At 66.3% G+C, this 18,924-nt stretch carries 22 protein-coding genes; 12 read left to right on the forward strand and 10 right to left on the reverse strand.

From position 1 onward, the window contains the following. Positions 1–74: 74 nt before the first annotated feature. Positions 75–740 carry a potassium channel family protein gene (locus CH306_RS22645; RefSeq protein WP_045199811.1) on the forward strand — a complete coding sequence of 222 codons (666 nt, stop codon included), beginning with the start codon at positions 75–77 and terminating at the stop codon, positions 738–740. A 49-nt stretch (positions 741–789) separates the two neighbouring features. After that, positions 790–1,449, forward strand: coding sequence for a potassium channel family protein (locus CH306_RS22650; RefSeq protein WP_032397923.1), 660 nt, complete (start codon positions 790–792; stop codon positions 1,447–1,449). On the opposite strand, the gene CH306_RS22655 is transcribed toward CH306_RS22650, so the two are convergent. Continuing rightward, positions 1,423–2,073 carry a DUF3159 domain-containing protein gene (locus CH306_RS22655; protein WP_256981241.1) on the reverse strand — a complete coding sequence of 217 codons (651 nt, stop codon included), beginning with the start codon at positions 2,071–2,073 and terminating at the stop codon, positions 1,423–1,425. The two genes, CH306_RS22650 and CH306_RS22655, sit on opposite strands and share 27 nt — an antisense overlap. Before the next feature lie 109 nt (positions 2,074–2,182). Beyond that, positions 2,183–2,560: an OB-fold nucleic acid binding domain-containing protein gene (locus tag CH306_RS22660; protein WP_032397922.1), complete on the reverse strand. Its 378-nt coding sequence runs from the start codon at positions 2,558–2,560 to the stop codon at positions 2,183–2,185. 121 nt (positions 2,561–2,681) lie between these two features. Between CH306_RS22660 and CH306_RS22665 the strand changes: the two genes are divergently transcribed. Continuing rightward, complete coding sequence (locus tag CH306_RS22665; protein ID WP_254924113.1) at positions 2,682–3,404, forward strand: alpha/beta fold hydrolase; 723 nt, start codon at positions 2,682–2,684, stop codon at positions 3,402–3,404. On the opposite strand, the gene CH306_RS22670 is transcribed toward CH306_RS22665, so the two are convergent. Together CH306_RS22670 and dut are read right to left on the reverse strand one after the other, a co-directional pair. After that, positions 3,386–4,228 carry a DUF3710 domain-containing protein gene (locus CH306_RS22670; protein WP_045195399.1) on the reverse strand — a complete coding sequence of 281 codons (843 nt, stop codon included), beginning with the start codon at positions 4,226–4,228 and terminating at the stop codon, positions 3,386–3,388. The genes CH306_RS22665 and CH306_RS22670 overlap by 19 nt on opposite strands. Positions 4,229–4,292: 64 nt before the next feature. Next, positions 4,293–4,745 (reverse strand): dUTP diphosphatase, encoded by a 453-nt coding sequence (gene dut, locus CH306_RS22675; RefSeq protein ID WP_032398419.1) that lies wholly within the window; start codon positions 4,743–4,745, stop codon positions 4,293–4,295. Positions 4,746–4,965: 220 nt separating this feature from the next. On the opposite strand from dut, the gene CH306_RS22680 reads away from it, so the two are divergent. After that, a complete protein-coding gene (locus CH306_RS22680) occupies positions 4,966–5,430 on the forward strand; it encodes a DUF3093 domain-containing protein (RefSeq protein WP_045199816.1) in 465 nt (154 codons plus the stop codon). Between the two features lie 72 nt (positions 5,431–5,502). Here CH306_RS22680 and CH306_RS22685 read toward each other — a convergent pair whose 3' ends face one another. After that, positions 5,503–5,805, reverse strand: coding sequence for a DUF4193 domain-containing protein (locus tag CH306_RS22685; RefSeq protein ID WP_027496891.1), 303 nt, complete (start codon positions 5,803–5,805; stop codon positions 5,503–5,505). A gap of 545 nt (positions 5,806–6,350) precedes the next feature. On the opposite strand from CH306_RS22685, the gene cei reads away from it, so the two are divergent. Beyond that, positions 6,351–7,031, forward strand: a complete 681-nt coding sequence (cei, locus tag CH306_RS22690) for an envelope integrity protein Cei (protein WP_094648030.1) — start codon at positions 6,351–6,353, stop codon at positions 7,029–7,031. Positions 7,032–7,046: 15 nt separating this feature from the next. Here the strand turns inward: cei and CH306_RS22695 are convergent, their stop codons facing one another. Continuing rightward, positions 7,047–7,934 carry an inositol monophosphatase family protein gene (locus CH306_RS22695; protein WP_373453534.1) on the reverse strand — a complete coding sequence of 296 codons (888 nt, stop codon included), beginning with the start codon at positions 7,932–7,934 and terminating at the stop codon, positions 7,047–7,049. A 187-nt stretch (positions 7,935–8,121) separates the two neighbouring features. Between CH306_RS22695 and ppgK the strand changes: the two genes are divergently transcribed. Both ppgK and CH306_RS22705 read left to right on the forward strand, forming a co-directional pair. Further along, complete coding sequence (ppgK, locus tag CH306_RS22700; RefSeq protein WP_052050332.1) at positions 8,122–8,943, forward strand: polyphosphate--glucose phosphotransferase; 822 nt, start codon at positions 8,122–8,124, stop codon at positions 8,941–8,943. A 159-nt stretch (positions 8,944–9,102) separates the two neighbouring features. Then, positions 9,103–10,434 (forward strand): RNA polymerase sigma factor, encoded by a 1,332-nt coding sequence (locus tag CH306_RS22705; RefSeq protein ID WP_032397920.1) that lies wholly within the window; start codon positions 9,103–9,105, stop codon positions 10,432–10,434. Between the two features lie 69 nt (positions 10,435–10,503). Here CH306_RS22705 and CH306_RS22710 read toward each other — a convergent pair whose 3' ends face one another. Together CH306_RS22710 and CH306_RS22715 are read right to left on the reverse strand one after the other, a co-directional pair. Next, positions 10,504–10,863: a DUF952 domain-containing protein gene (locus CH306_RS22710; protein ID WP_032397919.1), complete on the reverse strand. Its 360-nt coding sequence runs from the start codon at positions 10,861–10,863 to the stop codon at positions 10,504–10,506. 28 nt (positions 10,864–10,891) lie between these two features. Then, complete coding sequence (locus CH306_RS22715) at positions 10,892–11,818, reverse strand: EamA family transporter (RefSeq protein ID WP_094630072.1); 927 nt, start codon at positions 11,816–11,818, stop codon at positions 10,892–10,894. Positions 11,819–12,051: 233 nt separating this feature from the next. Between CH306_RS22715 and CH306_RS22720 the strand changes: the two genes are divergently transcribed. Beyond that, the gene (locus CH306_RS22720; protein ID WP_027496884.1) at positions 12,052–12,246 is read left to right on the forward strand and encodes a DUF7455 domain-containing protein; all 195 of its coding nucleotides are present in this window, start codon (positions 12,052–12,054) and stop codon (positions 12,244–12,246) included. Between the two features lie 113 nt (positions 12,247–12,359). On the opposite strand, the gene CH306_RS22725 is transcribed toward CH306_RS22720, so the two are convergent. Beyond that, positions 12,360–14,099, reverse strand: coding sequence for a DEAD/DEAH box helicase (locus tag CH306_RS22725; RefSeq protein ID WP_032397917.1), 1,740 nt, complete (start codon positions 14,097–14,099; stop codon positions 12,360–12,362). Between the two features lie 190 nt (positions 14,100–14,289). On the opposite strand from CH306_RS22725, the gene CH306_RS22730 reads away from it, so the two are divergent. Continuing rightward, positions 14,290–15,402 carry a YihY/virulence factor BrkB family protein gene (locus tag CH306_RS22730; RefSeq protein WP_254924115.1) on the forward strand — a complete coding sequence of 371 codons (1,113 nt, stop codon included), beginning with the start codon at positions 14,290–14,292 and terminating at the stop codon, positions 15,400–15,402. Here the strand turns inward: CH306_RS22730 and CH306_RS22735 are convergent. Beyond that, positions 15,375–15,611 carry a DUF3039 domain-containing protein gene (locus tag CH306_RS22735; protein WP_032398413.1) on the reverse strand — a complete coding sequence of 79 codons (237 nt, stop codon included), beginning with the start codon at positions 15,609–15,611 and terminating at the stop codon, positions 15,375–15,377. The genes CH306_RS22730 and CH306_RS22735 overlap by 28 nt on opposite strands. 93 nt (positions 15,612–15,704) lie before the next feature. Here CH306_RS22735 and CH306_RS22740 point away from each other — a divergent pair, with 93 nt between their 5' ends. The 3 genes from CH306_RS22740 to CH306_RS22750 all read left to right on the forward strand — a co-directional run bounded on the left by CH306_RS22740 (position 15,705) and on the right by CH306_RS22750 (position 18,750). After that, the gene (locus CH306_RS22740) at positions 15,705–16,073 is read left to right on the forward strand and encodes a DUF3099 domain-containing protein (RefSeq protein ID WP_032397916.1); all 369 of its coding nucleotides are present in this window, start codon (positions 15,705–15,707) and stop codon (positions 16,071–16,073) included. Between the two features lie 33 nt (positions 16,074–16,106). Next, positions 16,107–17,600 (forward strand): N5-glutamine methyltransferase family protein, encoded by a 1,494-nt coding sequence (locus CH306_RS22745; RefSeq protein ID WP_094647989.1) that lies wholly within the window; start codon positions 16,107–16,109, stop codon positions 17,598–17,600. A gap of 178 nt (positions 17,601–17,778) precedes the next feature. Further along, entirely contained in the window at positions 17,779–18,750 is a 972-nt protein-coding gene (locus CH306_RS22750; protein WP_032377730.1) for a sigma-70 family RNA polymerase sigma factor, read from the forward strand. The last annotated feature ends 174 nt before the right edge of the window (positions 18,751–18,924 follow it).

Raw genomic sequence — 18,924 nt, forward strand, 5'->3', positions numbered from 1 at the left:
TTGGTGCACGCCTGCCGGTCGTGGCAGTGTCGGTCGGCAGTGGTCGACCATCGAGATCGGGACGGAGCTGGGCGTTGTACGTAGTTGTGATGGGATGTGGCCGCGTCGGCGCATCGCTGGCCGGGGCGCTCGAACGCATCGGACACGAGGTAGCGATCATCGACCGCGACGAAACAGCCTTCCTGCGCCTGGACCCCGACTTCGCCGGGCATCGCGTCGTCGGCATGGGTTTCGACCGAGATGTGTTGGTGAGCGCGGGAATCGAGAAGGCCGAGGCCTTCGCGGCCGTGTCGTCCGGCGACAACTCCAACATCATCTCCGCCCGTGTCGCACGAGAGACGTTCGGCGTCGACAAAGTGGTCGCAAGGATCTACGACGCCAAGCGCGCCGCCGTCTACGAACGGCTCGGCATCCCGACGGTCGCCACCGTCCCCTGGGCCACCGATCGTTTTCTGCACAACCTGCTGCGCGACGACCCCACCACCAAATGGCGCGATCCCTCGGGCAGCGTCGCCGTCGTCCTGCTCGACTTCCACGACGCCTGGATCGGCAAGAAGCTCTCGGTACTCGAGGACGCCACCAACTCGCGGGCCGCGTTCGTCATCCGGTTCGGCAGCGGACTGCTACCGGACAAGCGAACCGTCATCCAGGCCGGCGACGAGGTGTACGTCGCCGCCGTCTCGGGAACCGTCGCCGAAGCCATTGCGCTGGCAGGCAACCCGCCGCCCCCGGACGACTGATGCACGAGCGCACGTTCCCCACCTCCCCCATCGACCCGAACGGGAAGCCATGAAAGTCGCTATCGCCGGAGCCGGCGCAGTCGGCAGATCCATCGCACGCGAGCTGATCCGCAGCGAACACGATGTGATGCTCCTCGAACGCAAACTCGACCACGTCGATCAGGCCGCCATCCCGGAAGCGGAATGGGTGTTGGCCGACGCGTGCGAGTTGAGTCTGCTCGAAGCCGCGCACCTCGAGAATTACGACGTGGTGATCGCTGCCACCGGAGACGACAAAGCCAACCTGGTGCTCAGCCTGCTGGCCAAGACCGAGTTCGGCGTCAACCGCGTGGTGGCCCGGGTCAACGATCCGCGCAACGAATGGCTGTTCGACGCTGCCTGGGGTGTCGATGTCGCCGTGTCCACCCCGCGCATGCTCGCGTCCCTGGTCGAGGAGGCCGTATCGGTGGGCGACCTCGTTCACCTGATGACGTTCCGTAAGGGTCAGGCCAACCTCGTCGAGATCACGCTGCCGGAGAACACTCCCCTGGCGGGCAAGCCGGTCCGCAAGCTCCAATTGCCCAGGGACGCAGCGTTGGTGACGATTCTGCGCGGCGGTCGGGTGATCGTTCCCCAGCACGACGATCCGCTGGAGGGCGGCGACGAACTGCTGTTCGTCGCGGCCAAAGAGGTCGAGAACGAACTACGCGCCGCTGTCGGCCTGATCTGACGGCCGGTCCTGCTCGCGGACTTCGCTCGACGCTGCGTCGAGCGCACGATCGGCCGCACGCACGGCCCAGAGAGTGACCAACAGCGCCACTCCCGTGAGCGGCCAGCCCATGCCGATGCGGGCAACGGCGAGCCAACCCGTCTGGTCGGAGTCGTAGAGCTGGGACTGAACGATGTATCGGGCACCGAACACCGACGCCCAGGCGATCGTGGCCACGTCGTAGTACCGCACGGCCGACCGGTTGCCACGCCACGACGTTCCGTTGCCGTTGAGGTATCCCCAGATGATGCCGACCAACGGCCAGCGCGCGAGCACCGACAGCACGAACGCCGCGCCGTAGGCGAGCGAGGTGTAGATGCCGAACAGGAAGTAGCCCTTGGCATCTCCCGTCCGGTATGCGATGAATGCGCAGATTCCGACCCCGAAGAATCCCGAAATGGCGGGCTGAATCGGGCTACGACGAACCAGCCGCCACACCAACACCGCAGCGGCGACACCCAGAGCGGACCACAGAGCAGCGGCGAGACCGGCATAGCTGTTCACCGGAACGAAGACGACGACGGGCAAGGTCGAGTAGACGAGCCCGCTCAACCCGCCGAGCTGCTCGAGGACGGTGGGAGCCACCTTCTCGGCGGTCGGCGACGCGTCGGGCGCAGGTTCCGGCGTCGTCGACGGGGGCGGCACGAAATCGTCGCTGTTGGTCACGACAACGAGAGTGCCATACCGGCGACGATCAGCTGTCGTCGCGCAGTTCGTAATAGGGGTTGTAGACGATCTTGCGTCCGTCGCGCTCGCCGACGCGTCCGCGAACGAGCAGAGTCTTGCCGGGCTCGATTCCAGCGATCTTGCGTCGTCCGATCCACAGCAGCGTCACCGTGTCGGTGCCGTCGAAGAACTCGGCCTCGATGTTGGCGTTGGCCGCCTTCGAACAGGCTTCGACGCTGCGCAGTCGACCCAGCATCGTGACTTCTTCACCTCGCGAGCAATCGCACGCCCGCCGAGCCCCGGAGGCTTCGGAGGTTTCGGCCATCTCCTCGGCATCGAGTTGATCGATGTCCTCTGTCAACTTCCGCGTCAGACGGCGAAAGTATCCTGCGGCAGCGGGTGCCATTCTGTGCTCCAGCGGTGTGGGTCGTCCCCTCGTCGGGGTGGTACTTCGCCACTGTAGACCCGAAGTGTCACGCTGACCAACCGTCGTCACAGCGGTGTCGGCAGGCGTGCACAATCGTGTCGTGCACAGCCGATTCCACACCAGCACCGCGGTCGTTCTACCGGGGACGGGGTCCGATGCGCGGTTCGCCGCCGACGCGTTCTCGGCGGCATTCGACAGTGTGGGATTGACCACCGTGGCCGTCGAACCCGACCCGACCGCGGTGGTGGAAAGCTACCTGTCCGCCCTCGACGACGCAGCACATCGCCTCGGACCCGTCGTGGTCGCAGGGATATCCCTCGGGGCGGCCGTCGCGGTTCGCTGGGCTGCCGACAACGCATCGAACACCGCGGCTCTCGCACTCGCGCTGCCGGCGTGGACCGGAGACCCGGCCGGCTCCCCCGCGGCCCTGAGTGCGGAGTTCACCGCGCGATCCCTGCGCGAGCAGGGACTCGACGTCGTCACCGCGGCGATGGCAGCGTCGAGCCCGCCGTGGCTCGCGCACACTCTGCGCAGATCCTGGGCTGCCCAGTGGCCCGCCCTTCCCGGCGCGCTGGACGAGGCGGCTCGCCACCGCAGCCTCGAACTCGACGAGCTCGCTCGGGTAGAGGTACCCGCTGTCGTCGTGGGTGCGGTGGACGATGCAGTCCATCCGATCGAGGTCGCTCGACAGTGGGCTCGGGCACTGCCGAACTGCGAACTGCGCACGGTGACCCTGGACGGCATTGGAAGCGACCCGGGATGCCTCGGCCGAGCGGCCGTCGACGGTCTCGGCGAGCGGTCGGGTCAGCCGCCCAGCTGCTGAATCGCCGATCCCGACGCTCCCCGACGCGGCGCTCGGTCACGCTCGGCAGCGGTCGGCTGCGGAGCCGTTTCCTGTTGCGGCGCTGCAGATTCCGACGTCGGTACCGCAGCCCGAGGCTCCGCGGCCGGTTGCGCCGCGCTCTGCTGAGCTGCCGCCTGCTGCTGTGCGGCTGCCGCGAGCTGCTCGGCCAACACCTGCGGCAACACCACCGGTAGCGGTGTCCGAACGGGGTGCGGTTCGGTACCCCGATCCACCACTGTCTGCCGCAGGATCGTGTGTGCCAGCCGGACGAGCGGTTGGCCCTCGGCCACCGCGCCCGAGGGACCCGCCAGCACGCAGCGAACCATCCAGCGATATCCGTCGACTCCGATGAAGCGCAGGTCTGCGTTGGCCGTGACACCGAGCAGTTCGCGTCCCCACGGACCCGTCTCGACCGTCGTCTCGGCCTTGTCGTTGCGCAGAGACGTCGCCAGATCCGCTGCCACCTCACGCCACTGACCGGGCGATTTCGGTGCCGCGTAGGCCGCGATGGTGATGCGCCCGAACTGCGTGACGATGTGCACTGCCTGCGGGCTGCCTGCCTGCGACATCTCGACCTGGAGTTGCCCGCCCTCCGGCAACGGAATCAGTACCGAACCGAGGTCGAGACGCGTCGCCGCGACCGTCTCGCGATCGTCGTCGAGGTCCCCGAGGTCGTGGGGACCGTCGGCGGCCGTGTTCGCGGCCTCGATATCGTCGTCCTCGTCTTCGACGCTGTCGACGAATGGCTCCGCACCGGGCGCGGAGGCACTGCCGGCGTCGTTCTTCTTACGCCGTCCGAACATGTTCAACTCTCTTCTTCTCGGTTGCTTCCACTGTGCCTGCCCGCGGCGAACGTCGTGGCGGAACTCACTGCTCCAGACTCGCATGGCCACCGGTCGAACCGTGACCACCGGCCCCTCGAACGGTGTCGTCCAACTCGTCGACCTCGACGAAAGTCACCAGCTCGACTCGCTGCACTAGCAGTTGAGCAATACGGTCGCCTCGCTCGAGCTCGATCGGAGTGTGCAGGTCGTGATTGATCAGACAGACCTTGATCTCGCCGCGATATCCGGCATCGATGGTGCCCGGGGTGTTGACCACCGACAGACCCGATTTCGCCGCCAACCCCGATCGCGGATGCACCAGTCCGACGGTTCCGACCGGGAGAGCGATCGCGATTCCGGTCCCCACCAGGACGCGTTCGCCCGGAGCGATGGTCACTGCGGCCGTCGTTCGCAGATCGACTCCCGCATCACCCTCGTGCGCCCGTGTCGGCACCGGAAGCTCCGGATCGAGTCGGCGCACCCGGACCTCGGACAACGGATCGGAGGGCCGGCGCGGGGTGCGGGGTCGGTCGACGGACGGTTCGGTGCCGGTCTCGGTGACTTCGTCGCTCACGTCGAACGAGACTACGCTGGCCGGCTTCGGTCTCGGCGTGGCGACTACCCTGGGACTCGTGACTGCAGATCGACAGGCCGAACACGCGTCGGAGTCCGGCGACTCCACCCCCGACACGGGCTCCACCGCACCCGAGAACTCGGTGCTGTACTCCGAGCGACTGTGGGTACCGATCTGGTGGTGGGGAGCGGGCGCGGCCGTCGCTGTGTTGCTGGCTGCGGAGATCCACATGGGTGCGCCCGGCATCCGTGCCTGGCTGCCCTACGTCGTGTTGCTCCCGCTCATCGCGTGGGCGTTGTTCGCTTTCAGCAGGCTGCGCGTCGAGGTGGTCGCCGGTGCGACCGGTGCCGAGTTACGCGTCGGGTCCGCTCATCTGCCCCTCGATGTGGCGTCCAAGGCCGCCGTCGTTCCCGGGACAGCAAAAAGTGCGGCGCTGGGAAGGCAGCTCGATCCGCTGGCCTTCGTGCAGCACCGCACCTGGGTGAAACAGATGGTGATCGTGGTCCTCGACGACCCCGACGATCCGACGCCCTACTGGCTGATCAGCACCAAACGCCCCGAGGAGCTGTTGGCCGTCCTGACCGCGCACGGTGTCGAGGCGCGCTGACCTACCGGTCGCTCGACGGTCGGAGCCGTCGACACAGACCTGACCGAACCGATCAGGTCTGTGCGGAGAAGGTCACGCCGCGCAGTCGCGGCACATCAGAACACCGTTGGCGTCACTGGCCAGACGGCTGCGGTGATGGACCAGGAAGCAGCTCGAGCAGGTGAACTCGTCGGCCTGCTTGGGAACCACCCGGACCGAAAGCTCCTCACCGGACAGATCTGCACCGGGGAGCTCGAAGGACTCCGCGGTGTCGGATTCGTCCACGTCCACCACGGCGGACTGGGCCTCGTTGCGTCGGGCCTTCAATTCTTCGAGCGAGTCCTCCGACACATCGTCGGATTCTGTTCTTCTCGGTGCGTCGTAGTCGGTTGCCATTGTCCTCGTACCCCTCATCTTCGTGCGTGTGTGTGGTGAAAGCTGCCGATGTGGTCGGCTTGTGGCCGTCGGCTGTGAAGAGGGCGCTTGCTCGCTCCCACCGATGTTCGTATCTGTTCGAATCGTTCGTCGTCGCGCGGTGCCCGAAACTACACCGGGTAGTTCCCAGAACTCGCGGGTTGAAACCCGATCGAGACCTCGCTCACCTGATCGATTGGTGCACCGGCGTCCGATTCTTGAAGCACCGCGGCCGCCAGACAATAGCCGAAGCCGGTAGCAAAGCAGAAACCGAACCGCCGACGAGTCCATCACCTGGGTGCACGCCGCATCAACACCGGGATGGGCAGCTTCATTCCACCCTTCACAGAACACTTCTCGGTGCCGGTTTCGGCCTCCGAATCGGCCACCGCGCACTGGATCGAAGGAGGGTACGGCCGAGTGTGCCGCCCTCGCGCACCCCGGCCATCTACAGTAGGCACCGCGTCGGTGTGAACCGACTCTGCGAACCGGTCTCGGCGACTGCCGACGGAAAGGCGAAGATCACTGTGGTTTCTCTGATCACCGAAGGCCATTCGGTCGACGGCAAAGGTCGTCCGTTCCGTCGACGCCGTGCGTTTCCGATCATCGCGGTCTTCACGGTGCTCGCTCTCCTCGGAGTGCTGGTGTGGGTCAAGGTGTTCACCACCGCCGAGGCCACCTCGGCGACCGCCGAGTGCAATGCCCCGACCACAGCCGCCGCGACGGACGGTACCCAGCCGGTACCGCTCGGCGAGGAAGTGGACCCGTCGACCCTGCTCGACGTCGAGCCCGCCGCCCTGTCCGCATCGAAGGTCCGTGTCTTCAACGCGAACGGTGAGCGCGGACAGGCCGCTCACGTGGCCGCCCAGCTCAGCGATTACGGGTTCGCGAGCGCACCGGACGTCCAGGTCGGCAACGATCCGGTCTACGTAGACCAGAACATGCAGTGCCAGGGGCAGATTCGGTTCGGCCCGGCCGGCCTGGCGGCAGCGAGCGCGGTGTCGCTGGTCGCCCCATGCGCCGAACTCATCGAAGATGCCCGCACCGACGACTCGGTCGATCTGGCACTCGGTACTTACTTCAGCGAGATCCAGCCCAACGACGACGCCGAGGAAGTGCTGCGCACTCTGGCCGGGGCCGCACCCGGTACTCCGCCTGCCCCACTCGATGCCGATCTGCTCGCGGCAGCACGCGAATCCCGCTGCTGACGCGCCGACGGCCTGTCAGCCGGGAATCGGATCGAGGGCGCCCGCGCTGCGCAGGACGGCCACGAAGGCGTCCGCGATCCCCGGGGCCGTTGCCACCGTCACCGCACCCTGCGCACTGCTGCTGTTGGCGGCGGGCACCCTGACGATCGCGCCTGCCTCGGCGGCGATCAGCGCACCCGCCGCCCAATCCCACGGACTGAGTCCGTGTTCGAAGTGAGCGTCCACCACTCCGGACGCGACCATGCAGAGATCGAGCGCAGCCGAACCGATCCGGCGTATGTCTCGCACCTGAGGCAGCAGTTCGGCGATGATCGCGCCCTGCACCGCTCGACGCCCTGATCCGTAGCCGAATCCGGTGGCCAACAACGTCATCGACACGTCGGTCACACCGGAACAGCGCAGCTGCTCCTGCGTACCGTCGGCCCTCTCCACCGTCGCCCCACGCCCGAGAGCGGCCGAGTAGACGAGCCCGCGGGCAACATCGATCACGGCCCCGGCAACACTGACACCGTCGATCTGGACCGCGACCGAGACCGCGTACGCCGGAATTCCGTACATGAAGTTGACGGTTCCGTCGATCGGGTCCAGCACCCAGCGCACACCGTCGAGCGAGTCGTCGTCGCTGCCTTCCTCCTCTCCGAGAATCGCATCCTCCGGCCGCAGCCGCGCCAGCATCTCGCGCAGGACGCGCTCGGTCTCGGTGTCCACGACGGTCACCGGATCGGTCGGCGTGCTCTTGGAGTGCACCGCGCCGTCACCCTCGCTCGAATCGCCGCCGAAGACCTCCGGGCGGCGCCGTCCGACATGCTCGGCGGCTCGCGTCGCGACCCGTACGGCGACCTCGCGCAGCGCATCGACCTCGCGCGTGTTCGATCCCTCGGCTGCCACCTGCTCTTCCGGCAATCGTGTACTGGCGGTGTCGGTCTGCGATCGGTCTGGTGTCGGCACGCGTACATCGCAACACACACCGACCTCCGAGCACCACCGCAGCGACCGCCGATGACGTCAGCGTCCCGCGAGCGCCGAAACGCACTATTGTTCGGAGGCGACGGCATCACACGGATTCGATCACGCCAGGAGCGGCATCCTCATGACACAGGCAGGTTCGGACAACACCACCGCTGCGGCAGCGCGCCACGGATTCGGCGTGGACGTGGGCGGCAGCGGCATCAAGGGCGGAATCGTGGACCTGAGCACCGGAGAGCTCGTCGGCGACCGCCACAAGATCGAGACGCCGCAACCGTCGACCCCCGATGCCGTCGCGCGCACCGTCGCCGAGATCGTCGCGCACTTCGAATGGACCGGCCCGGTGGGCGTGACGTTGCCCGCCGTGGTGACCGGCGGTGTCGCTCGCTCGGCCGCCAACATCGACAAGTCCTGGATCGACACCGACGCCCGCGCGTTGTTCGCGAAAGCCATCGGCACCGACAACGTCACCGTGCTCAACGATGCGGATGCGGCCGGAGTGGCCGAGGACAAGTACGGCGGCGGCAAGGGCAAGGACGGAGTCGTCGTGCTGTTGACGTTCGGCACGGGGATCGGTTCGGCCGTCCTGCACAACGGGGTTCTGCTTCCCAACACCGAATTCGGCCACATGGAGATCGACGGCAAGGAAGCCGAGCATCGTGCGGCGTCGTCGGTGAAGGAGAACCAGGGACTGTCCTACAAGGAGTGGGCCAAGGAGGTCTCGAAGGTTCTCGAGACGTTCGAGGCGCTGTTGTGGCCGGATCTGTTCATCGCAGGCGGCGGCATCAGCCGCAAGAGCGAGAAGTGGATTCCGCACCTGACCAATCGCACGCCCGTGGTTCCGGCAACCCTGCTGAACACTGCCGGGATCGTCGGTGCCGCTCTCGCAGCGGACTCCGCCGTACCGTCCGCCGAGACCGGTACGTCCGCGGGATCGGCACACTGACACGCGGGTTGCCACCTGCATAGGGCAAGGGTCGGTAACAAACTCCTGAGAGGTCGTTACAATGGTGTGTGCCGGTACGCAGCCGGCCGAATCCGAAGACCTCTCCGCCGGAAACAACTCTGGCGTGACGCCGCACGACTTCGTCACGAAAGGGCGTACGTGGCAGCCACCGATATCCGTCAGACCGTAGATTCCGAAACCGAGTCTGCGACACCTGCACCTGCTGTCAAGGCACCCGCTGCGAAGGCACCGGCAAAGAAGGCTCCCGCCAAGCGCGCCGCAGCCAAGAAGGCACCGGCGAAGAAGGCCGCAGCAAAGAAGACAGCAGCCGCACCGGCATCCGGGGACGACGCCGACGAGAGCACTCCCGGCATCGAGGACATCGACATCTCCGAGGGCGACCTCGCCGCTGCCGCCAACGATGTCGTCGAGGTGGTCGCTGCAGGTGACGACACCGAGGAGGACGTCACCGCCGAGCCGACCGCCGAGGACAAGGCATCCGGTGATTTCGTCTGGGACGAAGAAGAGTCCGAGGCACTGCGCCAGGCCCGTAAGGACGCCGAGCTCACCGCGTCCGCCGACTCCGTCCGCGCCTACCTCAAGCAGATCGGCAAGGTCGCGCTCCTCAACGCAGAGGAGGAAGTCGAACTGGCCAAGCGCATCGAGGCCGGCCTGTTCGCGGTCGAGAAGATGCGCGAGTCCGCGGAGAAGGGCGAGAAGCTCCCCGTTGCGCAGCGCCGCGACATGACGTGGATCTGCCGTGACGGTAATCGCGCCAAGAATCACCTCCTCGAGGCGAACCTTCGTCTCGTCGTCTCCCTCGCCAAGCGCTACACCGGTCGTGGCATGGCTTTCCTGGACCTCATTCAGGAAGGCAACCTCGGTCTGATCCGCGCGGTCGAGAAGTTCGACTACACGAAGGGCTACAAGTTCTCGACGTACGCCACGTGGTGGATCCGACAGGCGATCACCCGGGCCATGGCCGACCAGGCCCGCACCATCCGTATTCCGGTGCACATGGTCGAGGTCATCAACAAGCTCGGTCGTATCCAGCGCGAGCTGCTCCAGGATCTGGGCCGCGAACCCACCCCTGAAGAGCTGGCGAAGGAAATGGACATCACGCCGGAGAAGGTGCTGGAGATCCAGCAGTACGCGCGTGAGCCGATCTCGCTCGACCAGACCATCGGTGACGAGGGCGACAGCCAACTCGGCGACTTCATCGAGGATTCCGAAGCGGTCGTCGCCGTGGACGCCGTGTCGTTCACGCTGCTCCAGGATCAGCTGCAGTCGGTTCTCGAGACGCTGTCCGAGCGCGAGGCGGGCGTGGTTCGACTGCGATTCGGCCTCACCGACGGTCAGCCCCGCACGCTCGACGAGATCGGTCAGGTCTACGGTGTCACACGCGAGCGGATCCGTCAGATCGAGTCCAAGACGATGTCCAAGCTGCGGCACCCGTCGCGTTCTCAGGTACTGCGCGACTACCTGGACTGATTCGTTCGCTCCACCTCCAACAACGACCGCCGATCACGTGATCGGCGGTCGTTGTTCTGTGCGCGGGCGTCACACCTGCGGCACCCCGAACGTTCCGTCCGGCCCCGGCCGATAGTCGAGCACTGCCGTGACGGCCGCGATCGGAAGCGGTCCGTACAGGTGCGGAAAGCGCATGGACTCCGGATCGGACGGTACCCCCGGTTCCCACCGAACGGGTGCAGTCAGACGAGTCGGATCGACACGCAGCAGAACCAGATCCGTGCGGCCCGGGAAGAGCCGGTTCGCCGGCAAGTGCACTTGCTCGGGTGTGGACAGATGCACGAAGCCCACGGATTCGTACGAGTCCGGGGTGTAGTCGGCCCGACCACGCATCGCGAGCCACTCCCCTGCCGTACAGATGTGAACGAGGTCGTCCTGCTTGCTGGTCACATGTCCATTCTGCCGTGTCGTGCGCGGGTCAGGGCGGCGGAATGTCGGCAACGCCCCGATCTCTTCGGGTCGGCAGCCCACCGACCACGACTGCCACGATGACGGCCAGGATTCCGAGAGCCTCGTACGTCGTCGGAATCTGAGTCAGCACCACGGCACCGACCACCGTCGCCGTTGCCGGAAGCAGAGCCAGCAACAACGCGAAGCGGGCCCGGCCCACTCGCACCAAGACGTACTGATCGAGAACGTAGGGAACCACACTCGACAACAGCCCGACGCCCAAACCGAGAACCCAGATCCGCCAGTCTCCCAACGCATTCGGGTGCGCGACCGCGAACGGCCCGAACAAGGGAACGGCCAGGAGCACGGACGCGATTGCGAAACCGGCAGCCATGTCGTCGAGTCCCTGGCCTGCGTCGGCAACCGACTTGCCCAGCACGATGTAGGCAGCCCACAGCGCCGCCGAGCCCAGCGCGAACGCGATCCCGACCAACCCCACCTCGCCGCCCTCGAACTGCGCAGAGGCGATGGCTCCGACGCCGGCCACCACCAGCAGCAGCGCGCACACGTCGGCAGGCCTTCTGGACCCGGCAGCGGCGACCGCGATCGGCCCGAGAAACTCGATGGCCACGGCCGCGCCGAGCGGCAACCTGGCGATCGCCTCGTAGAACATCGCGTTCATGCCGATCGTCGCACCGCCGAACGCGGCGGCCGTGATTGCCCGACGCACGGTCCATGCGCCGGCACCGGCCCGACGCCGCCACGGGCGCCGCCAGAGCACCAACACCAGCGCCGCACCGAACCCGCGCAGCCACGCCACCGCGGCCGGATCGACGGTGTCGAACAGGAACACACCGATCGCCGCACCGACGTACATGCACAGCGCACCGATCACGAACAGCGAGGGGATACCCAGCTTCGATGCGCCGGAGAGCGAAGTAGAAGTCGAAGCCACACCGGCGACCCTACTGCCGCGGCACGGGCGGACTCCGATCAGCTGTCAGCGAACACCGTCGACGGCGTTCCTGCTCGTGAACGATGTTTCGTGTTAGTGACAACACAAAGAAACGCGCTCGGGAACAACGCATGACCGCCATACGTCTGACAGAGTGAACGGACCGCGCCATACCGACGCGGCGGACCGGCCCCAGGCGAACGGGACAACCCGCAAGCCAGTACGGAGGAGTCATGCCCGGAACATTGACCAGCCCACAATTGACAGCAGCGGACCGGTGCGACCGGTGCGGTGCAGGGGCTCGCGCGCGTGTCGTGCTCTCGACCGGTGGAGAACTTCTCTTCTGCGGTCACCACGCCACCGAGCACGAAGCCCGTTTGCGTGAAGTGAACGCAACGGTGATGACCGAATCGGACTCCACGGTGTAACCCACCTTTTGTGTCGGGGGAAAACAGGTTCGCCACGATCGACGAACACAACGACGAAGACGGACGGTCACCAGACCGTCCGTCTTTTTCGTGCCCGGACCCGCCGGGGATCTCTACATCTTCCGCAACTGCGCGATTCGCTCACCCAACTGATCCGCCGACGCCATCGCCGTCGGCGGGCCACCGCAGATTCGTCGCAGATCGCCGTGAATCACCCCGTGCGGCTTCCCCGTGCGGTGGTGGTACACCGCAACCAAACTGTTCAGTTCACGCCGCAGACCGGCCAACTGGCCCGCACTGGTGGCCCTGTCGTTGACGACGGCAGGTGCCGGAACCGCCGGCCCGGCGGCCGGCTTGTCGATCTGTTCCTGTTGGCGCTGGCGCAGCAGGTCGCGCATCTGCGTCGCGTCGAGCAAACCGGGCAGACCGAGATAATCGGCTTCCTCGTCGCTGCCCGAGAACGTCGCGGTACCGAACGACGAACCGTCGTAGATCACCTGGTCCAGTTCCGCATCCGCGCCCAGCGAGGTGTACGCCTTCTCCTCCTCGCCCAGCTCGTCCTTCTGCTTGTTGGCGTCGGCCAGCAACTCGTCGTCGAAGCCGTCCTTCTCCCGATGCGGCTTGCCGAGGATGTGATCGCGTTGCGCCTCGAGCTGCGACGCGAGATCCAGCAGCACCGGTACCGACGGCAGGAAGACGCTCGCCGTCTCACCCTTGCGCCGAGACCGCACGAATCGGCCGATGGCCTGCGCGAAGTACAGCGGGGTCGACGCACTCGTCGCGTAGACACCGACGGCCAGACGCGGAACGTCGACGCCCTCGGACACCATGCGGACGGCAACCATCCACCGCTGGTCGCTCTTGCCGAACTCGGCGATGCGAGCAGAGGACGTGGGGTCGTCCGAGAGCACGATCGCAGGCGTCTCCCCCGTGATCACCTCGATCAGTTTCGCGTAGGCCCGCGCCACCGTCTGATCGGTCGCGATGACCAGACCGCCGGCATCGGGCATGCCGCCTGCGCGCAGTTGCGCGAGCCGGGTGTTGGCCGCCAACAGCACCGCAGGCATCCAGTCGCCCTGCGGATCCAGCGCGGTGCGCCATGCCCGCGCGGTCTGTTCGGCATTGAGCGGCTCACCCAGCCGAGCGGTGTATTCCTCGCCTGCACTGTCCCGCCAGCGCGCCTCACCGGAGTACGCGAGGAACACGACCGGACGGACGACGCCGTCCGCGAGAGCATCGGAGTAGCCGTACGCGTGATCGGCCTTGGACCGCATCAACCCGTCCTGATCGGGTTCGTAGTTGACGAACGGGATGGGACTGTCGTCGCTACGGAACGGCGTACCGGTCAGTGCGAGACGTCGGGTGGCGTCTCCGAACGCTTCGCGAATTCCCTCACCCCAGCTCTTCGCGTCGCCGCCGTGGTGGATCTCGTCGAGAATCACGAGGGTCTTGCGTGATTCGGTGCGCACTCGATGCTTGAACGGGTGCGAGGCGATCTGCGCATACGTCACGACCACGCCGTGATAGTCGCTCGACGTCTGACCGGTCGAGTTCGAGAAGCGCGAGTCCAAGGCGATTCCGACCCTGGCGGCCGACTCCGCCCACTGGTGCTTGAGGTGTTCGGTGGGCGCAACGACCGTCACCTGGTCGACGGTGCGATGCGCGAGCAGCTCCGCGGCCACCCGGAGGGCGAAGGTCGTCTTGCCTGCGCCGGGCGTCGCGACCGCGAGGAAATCCTTGGGCGAGGCGACGAGATACTTCGTCAACGCCCGTCGCTGCCACGCACGCAGCGGTGCGCCCCCGATCGCGGGAGCGGCAGTCTGCTCGGTGGACGGTGGTGTGGGATCGAACATGTCAGCGCTCACTGGCCGCCGGTTCCTGGCATCGATGTAAATTCCTCGCGCTCTCGGTAGCCCTGCAGTGTCCGCGGAGGAGCCTATCGCTCCGCACCGACCGATCCCACATCGCTGGGGTGAGTCGGATGCGACACGGCGAGTCGGCTGTTAGGCGAAGTCGCCTGTCGTCAGGAATGCTGGAGGAACCATGAGCGAGTCTGCAGGCGGAACTCCACCACCGGAACGGTTGTCGGCGAGAAGGCCGATACACGCCGCGTGGAAAGTGACTCTGCGCACTCTGAGCAAGGCGTGGGACGACTCGATCTTCAGCAAGGCCGCAACGGCCGCGTTCTGGCAGACGCTGTCGCTGCCACCGCTGTTGCTCGGCGTGCTGGGCAGCCTGGGACTCGTCGGCGGATGGTTCGGACCCAACACCGTCGAGATCATCGAGTCCAAGATCATCACGTTCAGCAACACCCTCTTCAGCGGTAGCGTCGTGGACCAGATCATCGCTCCGACGGTCAAGGACGTTCTCGCCCAGGGCAGCGGGGAGATCGTGTCCGTCGGCTTCCTGCTCTCGTTGTGGGCCGGGTCCTCTGCGATCTCGACGTTCGTCGACTCCATCGTCGAAGCGCACGGTCAGGCCGACGCACGACATCCCGTCTGGCAGAGGTTCTTCGCGCTGCTTCTCTACGTGGGTTTCCTGGTGATCGCGGTCTTCGTGCTTCCGCTCGTCGCACTCGGACCGGTGTACGTGCAGCAGATCCTGCCCGACTCGTGGATCACCGTGGGCAGCGAGGTCATCGACTTCTTCTACTATCCGGCCGTCGGGCTCCTGCTGATAATAGGTTTGACCACGCTGTACAAGGTGGCCCTGCACACCTCGTTGCCCTGGCATCGCCTCCTCGGCGGAGCTCTGCTGGCCGGGGTGTTCTTCATGATTGCGAGCGCGGTACTACGCCGGTACCTCGGCTGGGTGACGAGCACCGGATACACCTACGGCGCGCTGGCGACGCCCATCGCGTTCCTGCTGTTCACGTTCTTCCTCGGCTTCGCCGTCGTTCTCGGTGCCGAGTTCAACGCAACGATCCAGGAGTTCTGGCCCGCCCGGGCGACACGAATGGACCAGATGCGGGAGTGGATCGCGGCGCAGGCCGCCACCGACGACAAGTCGTCGGGACCGGTGACCGCCGTCGCCCGACGGCTGGCCACGGGGCCGATCAAACTGACCGGCGACCGAGCCCGTTCGGATCGACCGGAACCGACCCAGGACCGGCACCCGGGCGACGGTGCTCAGTCGCCTTTCTTGAGACCCTCGTAGACCTTCTTGCAGTCCGGGCACACCGGTGATCCGGGCTTCGCGGACTTGGTGACGGGAAACACCTCACCGCACAGCGCGACGACGTGTGTACCCATCACCGCGCTCTCGGCGATCTTGTTCTTCTTCACGTAGTGGAAGAACTTCGGCCGGTCGTCATCGGTGGTTTCGTCCGGTGCGATATCGGGACGGTCCTTCGTCTGAGTGCTCATGAACACAGATTAATCCGTGCATCCATAGCATGGGGTAACCGGTTCCACAGCTCGTCGTATGCATTCTGTGAGCAGTAGTGCCACAGTGGAGGCATGACGAGAACCCCAGGGTTCGACGGAAGCGCGTACAGCGACTCGCCGGATGGGCCCGTCCTGATCACCGAGGCGCAGCAATCGGTCGAGGAGCAGCACAAAGCTCGCGTCCGCAAATACATGTTCATCATGTCGTTCCGCATCCCGGCGCTGGTGTTGGCTGCCATCGCGTACGGGATGTGGATGAATCCGTGGATCTCCATGGCGATAGTCGGAGCGTCCATTCCACTGCCGTGGATGGCGGTGCTGATCGCCAACGATCGGCCGCCCCGCACCAAGGACGAGATGAGCCGATACGACTACCGGACCGTGGACAGGCCGCAACTGGAATCGAGCAACCACCGCGTGATCGAACCGGGCGACGACTGACGTCCCGGCCGTCGCCGGTGCGACACTTGCGTCGTGACTGCACCGAATCCCACGTCCCCGCTCACCGTCGCCTGCTCCGGTCTTCGTGAGGCCTTCGAGCGGGCGGGATACGACGCCGACGGCGTACTGACACTGCTCGGCGAAGACGCCCACGCTGCCCTCGGTCGCAGCGAACCGGTGCCGGTACGTGATGCCAGTCGGGACGGGGGTGCGCTGGGTGTTCTGGTACGCCTGTTCCTTCTCGTCGACGACTGTCCCGAGTCCGACGTCGCCGACGCCATCGCGCCACTGACGGTCGCCGACGCCGTCGCAGCCGGAATTCTCTCCCGGTCGGGATCGACGGTGCGGACGCTCCTCGACATTCGGCCTCTCGACGCCGGCCACGGGACTCGGTGGATCGTCTCGGATCCCGACGGCAGCATGCGTGCCGCCGAGACCGCTCCCGATCACGTGCTGGGCGTCGGACAGGCTTCCCTGTCTCTGTTGCGCGGCACGCCCACGTCCCCGGCGACCAGTGTTCTCGACGTCGGTACCGGCTGCGGCGTCCAGGCCGTACACGCCTGCGGCTACGCAGAGCAGGTGACCGCGACCGACATCAGTCCGCGATCGATGGACCTCGCTGCGGCGACGATGGCGCTCAACAACCTCGACGTCGAGTTGCTGCACGGTTCCTGGTTCGAGCCCGTCGCCGGGCGTCGGTTCGATCGCATCGTCGCCAACCCGCCCTTCGTCGTCGGCCGCGCCGAAGTGCAGCACTCGTACCGCGATTCCGGCCTCGACCTCGACGGAGCGAGCGCTCTGATGATCGGCCGAGCCCCGGACCACCTGACGCTCGGCGGTACCGCGGCGATCCTGGCGTCCTGGGTGCACGTCCGCGGCGAGGACTGGCGCGCGCGGGTGGCGTCGTGGCTGCCTGCGCACGGCATCGACGCCTGGGTCGTCGAGCGTGACGTCGCCGATCCCGCGCTCTACGTGGGCACGTGGATGCGCGACGGCGGACTCGATCCACGCGATCCCGACGCGGCCGCGGTGGCACAGTCCTGGCTCGATCACTTCGCCGCCGCCGACGTGGAAGGAATCGGTTTCGGGTTCGTGTATCTCCGCAGGACGGACGAGCCGACCGATCTTCTCGCGGAGGAACTCACCCATGGCTTCTCCGACCCGCTCGGCAACGAATCGATCGAGTACTTCGCGCGGCTGGACTGGCTGCGGGAGCACGACATTCTCGACTCGGTGCTCACCGTCGACCCGAACACCGCGCTCGAACGCGTCTACCTTCCCGGCGAGGAGGGCTGGGCCGAAGTGGCGGTGCGGGTCCATCGCGGGAACGGCCCGCAGTGGCAACACGACATCGACGAACTCGGTGCGGCTCTGCTCGCCGGGCTGCGACCCGACGGTCTACCGGTCGGTGAACTGGTGGAATTGCTCGCTGCTGCGCACGGCGAGGACGCCGAGGAACTGGCAGTGCATGCGGTGACGATGATGCAGGGTCTCGTCCGGCACGGGTTGGTTGTGCCGGCTCGATGAGTCGCCGACATCGACCCGGGAGAGCGCGCGTTCCCGGCGGCTTCACTTCTCAGCAACTTCTCAGGACGAACATGAAGTAATCCCTGGTCACGCGGGTATCCACGGGATCGGCGTGGGAACTTATCGGAGTCTCCCAAGCGTTGAGCCTTGTGAGACACCACCGACCAGGAGGCAAGTCATGACCAGCCCCAGCACCACGATTCGTCCGCGGCCCACCGATGCCGATCTGGACGCTCAGAGCCCAGCAGCCGATCTCGTTCGCGTGTACCTCAACGGCATCGGCCGCACCGCATTGCTGACGGCTGCCGAAGAGGTCGATCTGGCCAAGAGGATCGAGGCCGGTCTCTACGCGAAGCAGGTTCTCGAGAACACGAAGCGACTGAGCGCGGTCAAGAAGCGCAACCTCGCCATCATCGTTCGCGACGGAAGTGCTGCGCGTAGCCACCTGCTCGAAGCGAACCTTCGCCTGGTCGTGTCTCTCGCCAAGCGGTACACCGGTCGCGGTATGCCCCTGCTCGACCTGATCCAGGAGGGCAACCTCGGACTCATCCGCGCGATGGAGAAGTTCGACTACGCCAAGGGCTTCAAGTTCTCGACCTACGCGACGTGGTGGATTCGTCAGGCCATCACCCGCGGCATGGCAGATCAGAGCCGTACGATCCGGCTGCCAGTCCACCTGGTCGAACAGGTCAACAAGTTGGCCAGGATCAAGCGTGAGCTGCATCAGCAACTCGGCCGCGAGGCAACGGACGAGGAACTGTCGAGCGAATCGGGCATCGCGGTGGAGAAGATCGCGGACCTGCTCGACCACAGCCGTGACCCGGTCAGCCTGGACATGCCGGTCGGCAGCGACGAGGAAGCGCCTCTCGGCGACTTCATCGAGGATTCCGAGGCGACGTCCGCCGAGAACGCCGTCATCGCCGGCCTGTTGCACAGCGACGTCCGTGTGGTCCTCGGAACTCTCGACGAGCGAGAGCAGCAGGTCATCCGTCTGCGCTACGGCCTGGACGACGGACAGCCCCGCACCCTCGATCAGATCGGCAAGCTCTTCGGGCTCTCCCGCGAGCGTGTCCGCCAGATCGAGCGCGAGGTGATGGTCAAGCTTCGGCAGGGCGACCGCGCCGAGAAGCTTCGGTCCTACGCCAGCTGAGCACAGCCACCGACCGGTGGAGCAGCGGTGACCGTCCCCGTTCGCTCCACCTCACGCGGTAGCCGGGCCGACGTTCTCTCCCCCCCCCCCCCCCCCCCCTCCCCTCCGCCGCCCCTTTTTTTTGTCCCCCCCCCCCCGCGGAGGGGGCGGCGCCCCCCACACGCCCTTGGGGGG

The organism is Rhodococcus sp. 15-725-2-2b, from assembly GCF_002259075.1.
Classification (GTDB): domain Bacteria; phylum Actinomycetota; class Actinomycetes; order Mycobacteriales; family Mycobacteriaceae; genus Rhodococcoides.

Coding starts and splice junctions, on each gene's coding strand:
- CH306_RS22670 (WP_045195399.1), bottom strand. CDS start 4,228: ATGTTCGGACGGCGTAAGAAGAACGACGCCGGCAGTGCCTCCGCGCCC.
- CH306_RS22725 (WP_032397917.1), bottom strand. CDS start 14,099: ATGTTCGATCCCACACCACCGTCCACCGAGCAGACTGCCGCTCCCGCG.
- CH306_RS22740 (WP_032397916.1), top strand. CDS start 15,705: ATGACGAGAACCCCAGGGTTCGACGGAAGCGCGTACAGCGACTCGCCG.
- CH306_RS22685 (WP_027496891.1), bottom strand. CDS start 5,805: ATGGCAACCGACTACGACGCACCGAGAAGAACAGAATCCGACGATGTG.
- CH306_RS22660 (WP_032397922.1), bottom strand. CDS start 2,560: ATGGCACCCGCTGCCGCAGGATACTTTCGCCGTCTGACGCGGAAGTTG.
- ppgK (WP_052050332.1), top strand. CDS start 8,122: ATGACACAGGCAGGTTCGGACAACACCACCGCTGCGGCAGCGCGCCAC.
- CH306_RS22735 (WP_032398413.1), bottom strand. CDS start 15,611: ATGAGCACTCAGACGAAGGACCGTCCCGATATCGCACCGGACGAAACC.
- CH306_RS22650 (WP_032397923.1), top strand. CDS start 790: ATGAAAGTCGCTATCGCCGGAGCCGGCGCAGTCGGCAGATCCATCGCA.
- CH306_RS22720 (WP_027496884.1), top strand. CDS start 12,052: ATGCCCGGAACATTGACCAGCCCACAATTGACAGCAGCGGACCGGTGC.
- CH306_RS22750 (WP_032377730.1), top strand. CDS start 17,779: ATGACCAGCCCCAGCACCACGATTCGTCCGCGGCCCACCGATGCCGAT.
- CH306_RS22730 (WP_254924115.1), top strand. CDS start 14,290: ATGAGCGAGTCTGCAGGCGGAACTCCACCACCGGAACGGTTGTCGGCG.